General features: G+C 70.8%; 7 protein-coding genes. 1 reads left to right on the forward strand and 6 read right to left on the reverse strand.

The features are described 5' to 3' along the window. Nucleotides 1–46: 46 nt before the first annotated feature. From ACFYP4_RS20375 to ACFYP4_RS20385, 3 genes are all read right to left on the reverse strand, one after another. Complete coding sequence (locus ACFYP4_RS20375) at nucleotides 47–1453, reverse strand: maltokinase (RefSeq protein ID WP_358852257.1); 1407 nt, start codon at nucleotides 1451–1453, stop codon at nucleotides 47–49. Nucleotides 1454–1558: 105 nt separating this feature from the next. Further along, entirely contained in the window at nucleotides 1559–3259 is a 1701-nt protein-coding gene (treS, locus tag ACFYP4_RS20380; protein ID WP_388786779.1) for a maltose alpha-D-glucosyltransferase, read from the reverse strand. Next, nucleotides 3256–5367, reverse strand: coding sequence for an alpha-1,4-glucan--maltose-1-phosphate maltosyltransferase (locus ACFYP4_RS20385; protein WP_388786782.1), 2112 nt, complete (start codon nucleotides 5365–5367; stop codon nucleotides 3256–3258). The genes treS and ACFYP4_RS20385 overlap by 4 nt, the downstream gene beginning before the upstream one ends. 709 nt (nucleotides 5368–6076) lie before the next feature. Between ACFYP4_RS20385 and glgP the strand changes: the two genes are divergently transcribed. Next, nucleotides 6077–8695, forward strand: a complete 2619-nt coding sequence (gene glgP / locus ACFYP4_RS20390; RefSeq protein ID WP_388786785.1) for an alpha-glucan family phosphorylase — start codon at nucleotides 6077–6079, stop codon at nucleotides 8693–8695. A gap of 122 nt (nucleotides 8696–8817) precedes the next feature. Here the strand turns inward: glgP and ACFYP4_RS20395 are convergent, their stop codons facing one another. The 3 genes from ACFYP4_RS20395 to ACFYP4_RS20405 form a co-directional block, all read right to left on the reverse strand. After that, complete coding sequence (locus ACFYP4_RS20395) at nucleotides 8818–9318, reverse strand: DUF1990 domain-containing protein (RefSeq protein WP_358853597.1); 501 nt, start codon at nucleotides 9316–9318, stop codon at nucleotides 8818–8820. Between the two features lie 78 nt (nucleotides 9319–9396). After that, on the reverse strand, nucleotides 9397–11055 hold the full coding sequence (locus tag ACFYP4_RS20400) for a M4 family metallopeptidase (RefSeq protein ID WP_388786790.1): 1659 nt from the start codon (nucleotides 11053–11055) through the stop codon (nucleotides 9397–9399). A gap of 297 nt (nucleotides 11056–11352) precedes the next feature. Next, nucleotides 11353–13395 carry a M4 family metallopeptidase gene (locus ACFYP4_RS20405; protein WP_358853599.1) on the reverse strand — a complete coding sequence of 681 codons (2043 nt, stop codon included), beginning with the start codon at nucleotides 13393–13395 and terminating at the stop codon, nucleotides 11353–11355. Between the last annotated feature and the right edge of the window lie 86 nt (nucleotides 13396–13481).

Raw genomic sequence — 13481 nt, forward strand, 5'->3', positions numbered from 1 at the left:
CAGAGCCTCCTCGGCAGGGATGAGCTGGGGCGGGTCGGGGCGCGGGTCACGGCGAGCCGTCGTCCGCGGCGAGCCGGCGCACCGCGGCCATCGGCACCGGCAGCCAGTCGGGCCGGTGCCGGGCCTCGTACAGGACTTCGTAGATCGCCTTGTCCGTCTCGTAGGCGCGCAGCAGGACCGGTTCGGTGCGCGGATCGCGCCCGGTGACCTCCGCGTACCCGCTGCAGTACGCGGCCCGGCACGCGTCGGCCCAGCCGGGCACCCGGGCTCCGGCGGAGTGGGCCGCGTAGTCGAAGGACCGCAGCATCCCCGCCACGTCCCGCACGGCCGGCTGCGGCATCCGGCGTTCCGCGAGCGGCTTCGACGGTTCGCCCTCGAAGTCGATCAGCGACCACTCACCGGAAGCGGACCGCAGGCACTGGCCGAGATGCAGGTCGCCGTGGATGCGCTGGGCCGTCCACGTGTGGCCCTCGGCGGCCAGGTCGGACAGGGCCTGGAAGGCCGAGCGCAGCCCGGGGGCGTACGGCCGCAGCGCGGGCACCGCCTGCGCGGCGGCCTCCAGGCGCTCGGTCATGCCGTCGACGATCAGTTCCAGCTGGGGGAGGCCGACGGTGAGGGTGGGGAGCGCGCGGGCCAGGGCCGTGTGCACCTCGGCCGTGGCCCGCCCGAGTGCCCGGGCCTCGCCGGTGAAGTCCTCGCCCTCGGCCAGCTCACGCAGGGCCAGCTCCCAGCCGTCGGCCGCGCCCTGCACGAAGGGCTGCATGACGCCGAGGACGTACGTCTCGTCGGCCAGGTCCGCGAGCATCCACGCGGTGGGCGCGGGCACCCGCGGGCAGCCTTCGCGGGCCAGCATCAGCGGCAACTCCAGATCGGGGTTGACCCCGGGCACGATCCGGCGCAGCAGCTTCAGGATGAACGTATCTCCATAGACGACCGAGGAGTTGGACTGCTCCGCGGTCACCACCCGCGGCACCAGGTCCTCCGGGATCTTCTGGCGCCGGTCGCGCTCGAACCGCAGGTCCCCGACGCGGGCCCGGGTCCGCAGCGCCTCGAGCAGTACGTCGGCGCAGCGTGGGTCGTAGAGGGCCTCGTACGCCGTCCGTCCGGCCAGCGGACCCTGCTCCGGACGACCGATCAGCGCGGGCGCCAGCCGTGGGGGCAGCGCCTCACGCACGCCTATCAGCAGCTGGTAGCAGTCCCCGGGATGCGAGGGGGCGCCGGCCGCCGGGGTGAGGGGCTGGTGTGCGCGTACGAGGAGATGGAAAAGGCCGGTCGTGGCAGTGGGCGGCAGCAGCTCGGTGGCTGCCACCAGGGTGAAACCGGTCACCGGTCGCCCCTTGCCCGCGAACCAACGCTGCCGCGGCAGCCACTCCCGCAGCAGTGGGTCGAGCGACGCGAGCAGATCAGGGCGTGCGACCGGGGCCGTGACTGGGCGTATTGCGGCTTCCGACATGGCGGCGCGTCCTTTCCCCGGGGGGTCGGGGTGTTACTACTGCGTGCCCCGGTCGGGCCGGTGGAAACCGGCCCGACCGGGTTCTGCGCGGCATCTGTCCGGCTTCTACGCGGCGTCCTTGCGGAGCCGGAACCAGTAGAAGCCGTGTCCGGCCAGTGTCAGCAGGTACGGCAGCTCGCCGATGGCCGGGAAGCGCACGCCGCCGATCAGCTCCACCGGATGCCGGCCGCTGAACGCGCTCAGGTCCAGCTCGGTCGGCTGGGCGAAACGGGAGAAGTTGTGGACGCACAGGACGAGGTCGTCCTTGTACTCCCGCAGGAACGCGATGACGGCGGGGTTGGTGGAGGGCAGTTCGGTGTACGAGCCGAGGCCGAACGCCAGGTTCTGCTTGCGGATCTCGATCATCCGCCGGGTCCAGTGGAGCAGGCTGGAGGGGCTGCTCATGGAGGCCTCGACGTTGGCGACCTGGTAGCCGTAGACCGGGTCCATGATGGTCGGCAGGAACAGCCGGCCCGGGTCGCAGGAGGAGAATCCCGCGTTGCGGTCCGGTGTCCACTGCATCGGCGTGCGGACGGCGTCGCGGTCGCCGAGCCAGATGTTGTCGCCCATGCCGATCTCGTCGCCGTAGTAGAGGATCGGCGAACCGGGCAGTGACAGCAGCAGCGCGGTGAACAGTTCGATCTGGTTGCGGTCGTTGTCCAGCAGCGGGGCGAGCCGGCGCCGGATGCCGATGTTGGCGCGCATCCGCGGGTCCTTGGCGTACTCCGCGTACATGTAGTCGCGCTCCTCGTCGGTGACCATCTCCAGGGTCAGCTCGTCGTGGTTGCGCAGGAAGATGCCCCACTGGCAGTTCGCCGGGATCGCCGGGGTCTTGGCCAGGATCTCCGAGACCGGATAGCGCGACTCACGCCGGACCGCCATGAAGATGCGCGGCATGACGGGGAAGTGGAACGCCATGTGGCACTCGTCGCCGCCGGCCGTGTAGTCCCCGAAGTAGTCGACGACGTCCTCGGGCCACTGGTTGGCCTCCGCCAGCAGCACCGTGTCCGGGTACTGGGCGTCGATCTCCTTGCGGACCCGCTTGAGGAACTCGTGCGTTGCCGGAAGGTTTTCGCAGTTCGTGCCCTCGACCTGGTACAGGTACGGCACCGCGTCCAGCCGGAAGCCGTCGATCCCCAGGTCCAGCCAGAACCGCAGCGCGGAGATGATCTCCTCCTGCACGGCCGGGTTCTCGTAGTTGAGGTCGGGCTGGTGGGAGAAGAAGCGGTGCCAGAAGTACTGCTTGCGGACGGGGTCGAAGGTCCAGTTGGAGGCTTCGGTGTCGACGAAGATGATGCGGGCGTCCTGGTACTGCTTGTCGTCGTCGGCCCAGACGTAGTAGTCGCCGTAGGGTCCCTCGGGGTTGGCGCGGGACTCCTGGAACCACGGGTGCTGGTCGCTGGTGTGGTTCATGACGAAGTCGATGATGACGCGCATGCCGCGCTGGTGGGCGGCGTCGACGAACTCGACGAAGTCGGCGAGGTCGCCGAACTCGGGCAGGACTGCGGTGTAGTCGGAGACGTCGTAGCCGCCGTCGCGCAGCGGGGACTTGAAGAAGGGGGGCAGCCACAGGCAGTCGACGCCGAGCCATTGCAGGTAGTCGAGTTTGGCGGTCAGGCCCTTGAGGTCGCCGACGCCGTCGCCGTTGCTGTCCTGGAAGGAGCGGACCAGGACTTCGTAGAAGACGGCTCGTTTGAACCATTCCGGGTCGCGGTCCTTGGCGGGGGTGTCCTCGAAGGTGTCCGGGACGGGCTCGTTGACGATCATATGGCGGGTGACCCTCCGATCTGCGGTGAGGACGGTCGCAGGACGGTGAAGACGTGCGCCGGCCGACGGCCCGGCTCCAGACGCACATAGTTGGCCCTGCCCCAGTGGTAGGTCTCACCGGTGAGCTCGTCGCGCACCGGCACGGACTCGTGCCAGTCCAGGCCGAGTTGCGGCATGTCCAACGAGACCGTGGCCTCCTGGGTGTGGTGCGGGTCCAGGTTCGCCACCACCAGAACCGTGTTCGAACCACTGCGTTTCGAGTAGGCGATCACGGCCTCCTTGTCCGTGGAGTGGAAGTGCAGGTCGCGCAGTTGCCGTAGTGCCGGACTGCGGCGCCTGATCGCGTTCAGCGCGCCCAGCAGGGGCGCGATGCTGCGGCCCTCGCGTTCCGCCGCCGCCCAGTCCCGCGGTCGCAGTTCGTACTTCTCGGAGTGCAGGTACTCCTCGCTGCCCTCGCGCACGGGCACGTTCTCGCACAGCTCGAACCCGCTGTACACGCCCCACGTCGGGGAGAGCGTCGCCGCGAGCACCGCCCGCAGCTCGAAGGCCGGACGCCCGCCCCGCTGGAGGAACTCGTGCAGGATGTCCGGGGTGTTCACGAAGAAGTTGGGCCGCATGTACGCGGCGGCCTCGCCCGACAGCTCGGTCAGGTAGTCGGTCAGCTCCTCCTTGGTGTTGCGCCAGGTGAAGTACGTGTACGACTGCTGGAAGCCGATCGCTCCGAGCGTGTGCATCATCGCGGGCCGGGTGAACGCCTCGGCCAGGAAGATCACGTCAGGGTCGGTGCGGTTGACGTCCGCGATGACCCGCTCCCAGAACACCACCGGCTTCGTGTGCGGGTTGTCCACCCGGAAGATCCGCACACCGTGCGCCATCCAGTGCCGCAGGACGCGCAGGGTCTCCTCGATCAGCCCCGGCATGTCCTCGTCGAAGGCGATGGGGTAGATGTCCTGGTACTTCTTCGGCGGGTTCTCCGCGTACGCGATCGTGCCGTCCGGGCGGTGGTGGAACCACTCCGGGTGCTTCTCCACCCACGGGTGATCGGGAGAGCACTGGAGCGCGAAGTCCAGGGCCACTTCCAGGCCGAGGGCCGCGGCCCGCCGTACGAAGGCGTCGAAGTCGTCGATGGTGCCCAGGTCCGGGTGCACCGCGTCGTGGCCGCCCTCCGGCGAGCCGATCGCCCAGGGCACCCCGACGTCGTACGGGCCCGCCGAGAGCGTGTTGTCCGGGCCCTTGCGGAAGGTGCTGCCGATGGGGTGGACCGGCGGGAGGTAGACGACGTCGAAGCCCATCTCCGCGATCGCGGGCAGCCGCTCCGCCGCGGTGCGGAAGGTCCCGCTCACCGGCGGCCGGCCCGCACGGACCACGGCGCCCTCGGAGCGCGGGAAGAACTCGTACCAGGCGCCGTACAGCGCCCGTTCGCGCTCCACGACGAGGGGCAGCGGTTCGGAGGACGTGACGAGTTCCCGCAGCGGGTGGCGGGCGAGCACCTCGTCCACCTCGGGGGTGAGAGCGGCGGCGAGCCGGGCCGCGGCGGGCCGCCCGCCGTCCCGCAGCGCGTCCGCCGCGGCGAGGACGGCCCGTCGGCCCGCCTTCTTCGGCACGCCGGCGGCCGCCCGTTCGTACAGGCGGGCCCCCTCCTCCAGGACCAGCTCGGTGTCCATTCCCGCGGGGATCTTGATCCCCGCGTGGTGGCGCCAGGTGGCCACCGGATCGCTCCATGCCTCGACGGCGTAGGTCCAGCGGCCCTCGGCCGGGACGGAGACGGTGGCGCCCCAGCGGTCGGAGCCGGGGGCCAGTTCGCGCATCGGGGTCCAGGGGCCCTCGCGGCCCTCCGCACTGGTGAGGACGACATTCGCGGCGACCGCGTCGTGGCCCTCACGGAAGACCGTGGCCGATATCTCGAACGGCTCGCGCACCACCGCCTTCGCGGGGCGCCGTCCTTCCAGGACCCGTGGCCGGACGTCCAGGACGGGGATGCGCCCCACACCGGCAGCGCGGTCCGCGGAGGGTGTCTCCGCCGTGGGGGGACCGGAATCGACCCTGCTCATGGAGCGTGCGACGGTGCTGGGCTTCGGGGATGGCGACGTGTGGTGCTTGGCGGGCATGACCGCTCCTGTCCGCGTCAACGTGGGTGGGCGGATGAGAGTGTGGGGGAGGTGGCTCCTCCGGACCTACCCGGAGGAGCCTTCCCACCCTATTCGGGTGTGCAATCCGGCGCGTTGTTAACTCCTCGCGCCCATGTCTGCACAAAAGTCAGACCTTGTCCGCACCGGGTCGGGGCCGGCCGGACCCCGGTGCGCCCGGTCCCGGGCGTGCTTCCGTGCGCCCCCTGCGAACGGCTCGTCCTGAGCGGTCCGTCCGGTGGACCGGCCCCCAACGCGTCGGCGGCCCGTACCGCCTACCCATTGAGAGCAGTGCGATATGTGTGGCTGATTTTCGCCCCGCACGTCTCGGCGACGTCCCGGCCGGCCGCCGACGACGCCGGGATGCCCCCGTCGAGCGTGACGAGATGGCTCCCGTCGCCACGTCGGGGGCGCTTCCGTCCGGTGCGTCACAGGGCACAGCCTCTCGTGGGGTGCCCGGTGCCACAAGGGTGCACAGGCGGGCGGATCCGGCCCAAGGGCGCAAGTCGGCCGCGCGCGACGGTTGCGGCGAATTCACGCCGAAGTCGGCCGGTGGGTGCGGGGGTCCGGCGCGTGTCCCGCCGTGCGCCGTAGTTGCGAGGGCGCCCGCGCCGTTACCGTCGTGGGTGACGAAGGGCGCACAGCGACGTGCGTCCCTCTGCCGCGTACGTCCCCCGTGAAGGTGGAATTCGTGAAGGCAATCCGCAGGTTCACCGTCCGACCCGTACTCCCCGAAGCCCTTCACCCGCTCCTCGACCTGGCGCGCAACCTGCGCTGGTCATGGCATGCGGAGACCCGTGACCTCTTCCGGTCCGTGGACCCCGCGCAATGGGCCGCGTCGGGCAACGACCCCGTGCGGCTGCTGGGGTGCGTGTCGGCCGCGCGCCTCGCCGAGCTCGCCGAGGACCGCCCCTTTCTGAGCAGACTGGCCGCGGTCGCCGACGACCTGCGCGCCTATGCGACCGGCGACCGCTGGTACCAGGCGCAGTCGGCCGAACTGCCCGCAGCCGTGGCCTATTTCTCGCCCGAGTTCGGCATCACGGCCGCCCTGCCCCAGTACTCCGGCGGTCTCGGCATCCTCGCCGGCGACCACCTGAAGGCCGCGAGCGACCTCGGCGTGCCGCTCATCGGGGTGGGGCTGCTGTACCGGCACGGCTACTTCCGCCAGTCCCTGTCGCGGGACGGCTGGCAGCAGGAGCACTACCCCGTCCTGGACCCCAACGAGCTGCCGCTGGTGCTGCTGCGCGAGAGCGACGGCACCCCGGCACAGGTGTCCCTCGCCCTCCCCGGGGGCCGGCGGCTGCGGGCCCGCGTCTGGCTGGCCCAGGTCGGCCGTGTCCCGCTGCTCATGCTGGACTCGGACGTCGAGGAGAACGACCTCGGCGAACGGGCCGTGACCGACCGCCTCTACGGCGGCGGCAGCGAGCACCGCCTGCTGCAGGAGATGCTGCTCGGCATAGGAGGGGTGCGCGCGGTACGGACGTACTGCCGGCTCACCGGCCACGCCGAGCCCGAGGTCTTCCACACGAACGAGGGCCACGCCGGCTTCCTCGGCCTGGAGCGCATCGCCGAACTGTGCGACACCGGGCTCGATTTCGACTCCGGCCTCGAAGCCGTCCGCGCGGGCACCGTGTTCACCACCCACACCCCCGTCCCGGCCGGCATAGACCGCTTCGACCGGGAGCTGGTGGCCCGCCACTTCGGCCCCGACGCCGAGCTGCCGCGCATCGACGTGCAGCGGATCCTCGCCCTCGGCATGGAGACCTACCCGGGCGGCGAGGCGAACCTCTTCAACATGGCCGTGATGGGACTGCGGCTCGGCCAGCGTGCCAACGGCGTGTCCCTGCTGCACGGTCAGGTCAGCCGGGAGATGTTCTCCGGCTTGTGGCCCGGCTTCGACCCGGAGGAGGTCCCGATCACCTCGGTGACCAACGGGGTGCACGCACCGACCTGGGTGGCCCCCGAGGTCCTGAGGCTCGGCGCCCGCCAGATCGGCGCGCAGCGCACCGAGGAAGCGCTCACGGTCGGCGCCTCGGACCGCTGGGACTCGGTCGCCGACATCGCCGACCAGGAGATCTGGGACCTGCGCCGCGTCCTGCGCGAGCAACTCGTCACGGAGGTGCGGGAGCGCCTGTACGCCTCCTGGCGGCAGCGCGGCGCGGCCACGGCCGAACTCGGCTGGATCGACGGCGTGCTCGACCCCGACGTCCTGACGATCGGCTTCGCCCGCCGCGTCCCCTCCTACAAGCGTCTGACGCTGATGCTGCGGGACCGGGACCGGCTCCTGGACCTGCTCCTGCATCCCGAGCGCCCGATCCAGATCGTCGTCGCGGGCAAGGCGCACCCGGCGGACGACGGCGGCAAGCGGCTGATCCAGGAGCTGGTGCGCTTCGCCGACGATCCGCGGGTGCGCCACCGCATCGTGTTCCTGCCCGACTACGGCATGGGGATGGCGCAGAAGCTCTACCCGGGCTGCGACATCTGGCTGAACAACCCGCTGCGCCCGCTGGAGGCCTGCGGCACGAGCGGCATGAAGGCCGCGCTGAACGGCTGCCTCAACCTGTCGGTGCTGGACGGCTGGTGGGACGAGTGGTTCCAGCCGGACTTCGGCTGGGCGATCCCGACGGCGGACGGCACGGCGACGGACGACGACCGCCGCGACGAACTGGAGGCCTCCGCGCTCTACGACCTTCTCGAACAGCGGGTGGCACCGCGCTTCTACGACCGGGGCGAGGGCAACCTGCCCGACCGCTGGATCGAGATGGTCCGCCAGACCCTGACCCACCTGGGCCCCAAGGTGCTGGCGGGCCGCATGGTCCGCGAGTACGTGGAGCGCCTGTACACCCCGGCGGCCCGCGCCCACCGCGCGGCGACGCCGGAGGCCGCGCGGGAACTGGCGGGCTGGAAGTCCCGGGTACGGGCGGCCTGGCCGCGGGTCGCGGTGGACCATGTGGAGGCCTCGGCCGAGACCACCACCGCCGAACTCAACACGACGCTCAGCCTGCGGGTCCGCGTCGACCTCGCCGACCTCGCCCCCGACGACGTGGAGGTGCAGGCGGTAGCCGGGCGGGTGGACGCGCAGGACCGCATCGCGGACGCGGCGGCGGTCCCCCTCAAACCGGCGGGCGGCCCGGACATGGACGGCCGCTGGGTCTACGAGGGCCCGCTGTCCCTGGACCGCACCGGGCCGTTCGGCTACACGGTGCGCATCCTGCCGGCGCACCGTCTGCTGGCGTCGGGCGCGGAAATGGGCCTGGTGGCAGTCCCGTCGGAGGAGACCGGCGAGGGGGCGGGCGTCCTGCTGCGGTGACCGGGACCGTGCCCCGCCGGCACCGGCGGGGCACGGACCGGCCTCGCAGGGGCAGCCCCGGCCACGGCACCCCGCCGGACAGGCCCGACCCCGCGACGCCGGCCTGATCCGAACGACGGGCCCTAGTCCTCCAGCCCCGCGCACAGCCGGCGCAGGACGACCCCGCAGCGCTGTGCGTAGGCGTGCTGGAGGCCGCGGGTCGCCGGGCCGCCCGCCCGGGCGTACCACTTGGCGGGGCGGCTGAAGGCGGTCACCGTCAGCCAGACGGTGCCGTCGCCGGTGCGGTCCACCACGAAGGCCTCCTCGCCGCACTCCGGGTGACCGGGCAGGGTGCCGTAGGCCCAGCCGGCCCGGCGGGGTTCCTGGGTCGTCCAGACGACACGGCAGGGGGCCCTGATCGGGCCGAGGCCGACGGTGACGTCGACGCCGGGCGCCGCCGTCGGTGCGTCGGTGGTGATGGCGACGCCGACCGCACGGTGCAGTTCCCAGGTCAGCAGCGCCTGGCACGCCCTGCGGAAGACGTCCTCGCCCTCGCCGATCCGGTTTCGGACATGCAGTCGGTGGAAGCCCGGTGGGCAACGGTCCTCGCGGGTCGCGCCCACGTCCTCGTAGGTGAAGGGCATGGGGGACAGCGTAGGGCGGCCCCCGGAGAAACCTTCTCTCCGGGGGCCACCCCGTGGGGTCGGACGCGGACCAGCGGACTAGTTGACGTTCACCGCGGTCCAGGCGGCCTTCACGGCCGCGTACTCCGTGCTGGTGGACCCGTACAGGGCCGAGGCCGCCGACAGGGTGGCGGTGCGGGCGCCCGCGTACTTGGTCGTCGACGTCATGTAGGTCGTCAGCGCCTTGTACCAGATCTGCAGGGCCTTGGCGCGGCCGATGCCGGTGACCGTGGAGCCGTTGTACGTCGGGGAGTTGTAGGACACCCCGTTGATCGTCTTCGCGCCGCTGCCCTCGGACAGCAGGTAGAAGAAGTGGTTGGCGACGCCGGACGAGTAGTGGACGTCCTTGCTGCCGACCGTGGAGGACCAGTTGTCGGCGGAGCCGCCGTCCTTGCTGGGCTTGTCCATGTAGCGCAGCGGCGTGCCGTCGCCGTTGATGTTGATCTCTTCGCCGATGAGGTAGTCGCCCACGTCGGCGGAGTTGGCCGCGTAGAACTCGACGCCGGTGCCGAAGATGTCGGAGGTCGCCTCGTTCAGGCCGCCGGACTCGCCCGAGTAGTTCAGGCCCGCGGTGTTGGAGGTGACGCCGTGGCTCATCTCGTGGCCGGCCACGTCCAGGGACGTCAGCGGGTGGGTGTTGCCCGAGCCGTCGCCGTAGGTCATGCAGAAGCAGCTGTCGTCCCAGAACGCGTTGACGTACGCGTTGCCGTAGTGGACGCGGGAGTACGCGGCGACGCCGTTGTTCTTGATGCCGCTGCGGTTGAAGGTGTTCTTGTAGAAGTCCCAGGTCACCTGGGCGCCGTAGGCGGCGTCGACGGCGGCGGTCTGGTCGGCGGTGGAGCTGGAGGCGGCGCCCGTGCCCCAGACGTCGTCGGCGTCGGTGAAGAGCGTGCCGGTGCCGGACGTGCCGTGCTTGAGGTTGTACGTCTTGTGGCCGCCGCGGGTGGTGTCGTACAGCTGGTACGTCGTGCCCGACTTGGTGGTGGTGAGCGGGACGGTGCCGGCGTACAGGCTCTTGCCGGTGCCGGTCTCGATGCCCTGGTACTCGTAGAGCTTCTTGCCGGTGGCCGCGTCGGTGACGACGTGCAGCTCGTTCGGGGTGCCGTCGTCCTGGAGGCCGCCGACGACCGTCTCGTAGGCGAGGACCGGCTTGCCGTTCGCCGCCCAGATCACCTTGCGGGGCGCGCGGTCGGCCTCGGTCTTCTCGGAGCCCGCGCTCTGCGCGGCCTTCACGGCCTGCTTCTCGGCCTTCAGTGCGGTCACGGCGGGCTTCAGGGAGGCCACCTTGATGGCCGCCCTGGTCGCCTTGGTGACGCCCTGGGTCTTGCCGGCCTTCGTCTCGTGGACGACGAGGTCGCCGCCGAGGACCGGGAGTCCTTCGTAGGTGCGCTCGTAGCGGGTGTGGAGCGTGCCGTCCGCGTCCTTGACGACGTCTCTGACGACGAGCTTCTCCTTGGCGCCGAGACCTATCTCGTCGGCCGTCCCGGTGACGTCGGCCTGGGCGTCCCTGATCAGGGTCGTACGGGCCGCCGGGGACAGCTGGACCGGGGCGGCGGCCGGGTCGGACGCGCCGGTGGATGAGGCGGGCGTCTGGGCGGACGCACCGGTGGTCATACCGGTGGTGAGGAGGGCTCCGGCCGCGACGGCGGTCGCGATGGCGAGAGTGGTCCGCTTGTGACGCGCGTAGAGGGGGGTCACGCAAGCTCCTTGTGTGGGGGCCGACCGCACGGTCTGGGGTAGCCGTGCGGAGGGGAAGGTGCGGTGCGGGAGTGCCGTGCGGTGGAAGCGTGTCACCTGGGGCGCGTACATGTCATGAGGGCAGGCAAAGCTTGGCCGGAAAGCGTCCGTTGAGTGAATATCGCTGTACGCAATGCGGAATCGATCATGTTCAAGAGGCAACCAAGCCCGGGTCAGGGCAGGGTAAAAGAGGGCGCCGCCCCGGGGGTGTCGAACCACCGGGACGGCGCCGTGTTCCGTGCGTGACCGCGGGGCGGTCTACGGGAAGGTGAGCTTCCAGCTGTTGATGTAGCCGGTGTCCTGCGCCGCCTGGTCCTGGACCTTCAACTTCCAGACCCCGTTGGCGACTTCGGAGGACGCGTCGACCGTGTACGTGGTGTTCACGTTGTCCGCCGAGTCGGAGGAGCTGAAGTTCTTCAGGCGGTACGCGGTGCCGTCCGGGGCCACCAGGTCGACGACGAGGTCACCGCGCCAGGTGTGCACGATGTCCACGGCGACCGCCAGGTTCGACGGGGCGTTGCCCGCCCGCCCGGAGACGGTGACCGAGGACGTCACGGCCGCGCCGTTGTCCGGAATCGATACGTCGGCCGTGTTCTCGAACGACGTACCGCCACCGCCACCGCCACCGGACCGCGCACCGACGGCCACGGCCGCCCACGCGTCCTGCACCGCCTTGTACTCGGCGCCCGTGGTGCCGTACAGCTCACCCGTCGCCGCGAGCGTGCCGGTGCGGGCCGCCGCGTAGTTCGTGGTCGAGGTGAACTTGGTGGTGAGCGCCCGGTACCAGATCTGCAGCGCCTTCTCCCGGCCGATCCCGGTGACCGGGAGGCCGTCGGCGGTCGGCGAGTTGTAGCTGACGCCGTTGATCACCTTGGCGCCGCTGCCCTCGGACAGCAGGTAGAAGAAGTGGTTCGCGGGGCCCGACGAGTAGTGCACGTCGACCGAGCCGATCCCCGAGTACCAGTTGTCCTTGGACGCGCCGTCCCTGCTCGGCTTGTCCTGGTAGCGCAGCGGCGTGCCGTTGCCGTTGATGTCGATCTTCTCGCCGATGAGGTAGTCGCCCACGTCGGAGGAGTTGTTCGCGTAGAACTCGACGCCGGTGCCGAAGATGTCGGAGGTCGCCTCGTTCAGGCCGCCGGACTCGCCCGAGTAGTTGAGTCCCGCGGTGTTGGAGGTGACGCCGTGGCTCATCTCGTGGGCGGCCACGTCGATGGAGGTCAGGGGCTTGGCGTTGCCCGAGCCGTCGCCGTAGGTCATGCAGAAGCAGCTGTCGTCCCAGAACGCGTTGACGTACGCGTTGCCGTAGTGGACGCGGGAGTAGGCGCCGACGCCGTTGTTCTTGATGCCGCTGCGGTTGAAGGAGTTCTTGTAGAAGTCCCACGTGACGGCGGCGCCGTAGTGCGCGTCGGCACCCGCGGTGGCGGCGTTCGACGTGGTGCCGTTGCCCCAGACGTCGGTGGTCTGCGAGAACAGCGTGCCGGTGCCGGACGTGCCGCGGTTCAGGTTGTACGTCTTGTGGTTGCCGCGGGCGCCGTCGTTCAGCGTGTACGTGGAGCCCGAGAGCGTGGTGGTCAGCGGCACCGTACCGCTGTACTGGGTGTTGCCGGTGCCGTTGTGGATGCCCTGGTACTCGTACAGCTTCTTGCCGGTGGCCGCGTCGGTGATGACGTGCAGCTCGTTCGGCGTCCCGTCCTCCTGGATGCCGCCGACGACCGTCTCGTACGCCAGAGCCGGCTTGCCGTTCGCCGCCCAGATCACCTTGCGGGGCGCCCGGTCGGCCTCGGTCCTCTCGGAGCCCGCGCTCTGCGCGGCCTTCACGGCCTGCTTCTCGGCCCTGGAGGCGGTGACGGCCGGGGTGAGCGTGGCGACCTTGATCGTGGCCTTCGTCGCCCTGACGACTCCCTCGGTCTTCCCGGACTTGGCCGTGTCGACCACGAGGTCGCCGCCGAGTACCGGGAGCCCGTCGTAGGTGCGCTCGTAGCGGGTGTGGAGCGTGCCGTCCTTGTCCTTGACGACGTCACGGGCGACGAGCTTCTCCTTCGCCCCGAGGCCCAGGTCCTCGGCGGTGTCCGCCTTGGCGGCGTTGGCGTCGCGAATCAGCTCGGCGCGCTGCGAGGGCGTGAGCTGCACGGCGACGGAACCGGGGTTGATCTTCCCGGCCGGTGCCTTCTCGGGGGCGGCGCTCGCGGCGCCCGACTGGACGGCCGCCGTGAGCAGGGCGGTGACGCCGACGAGTGCGGCGGCGGTGGCCCTGCGGCGCGCGGTGTGGGAGGTGCGTCTGTGGGAGGTGCTGCTTCTCAACACTGACTCCTTCTGCATGGCCGCGGGTCGCACGGCCAGGGGAGACCGGACGATGGATGACCCGTCCGGGCAGAACAGGGCGGTAC

Source organism: Streptomyces sp. NPDC005551 (genome assembly GCF_042871785.1).
Taxonomy (GTDB): Bacteria; Actinomycetota; Actinomycetes; order Streptomycetales; family Streptomycetaceae; genus Streptomyces.

What these genes read in the sequence shown, in the direction of transcription:
- ACFYP4_RS20375 (WP_358852257.1), bottom strand. Translation starts at nt 1,453, where the DNA reads ATGTCGGAAGCCGCAATACGCCCAGTCACGGCCCCGGTCGCACGCCCT.
- treS (WP_388786779.1), bottom strand. Translation starts at nt 3,259, where the DNA reads ATGATCGTCAACGAGCCCGTCCCGGACACCTTCGAGGACACCCCCGCC.
- ACFYP4_RS20385 (WP_388786782.1), bottom strand. Translation starts at nt 5,367, where the DNA reads ATGCCCGCCAAGCACCACACGTCGCCATCCCCGAAGCCCAGCACCGTC.
- ACFYP4_RS20395 (WP_358853597.1), bottom strand. Translation starts at nt 9,318, where the DNA reads ATGCCCTTCACCTACGAGGACGTGGGCGCGACCCGCGAGGACCGTTGC.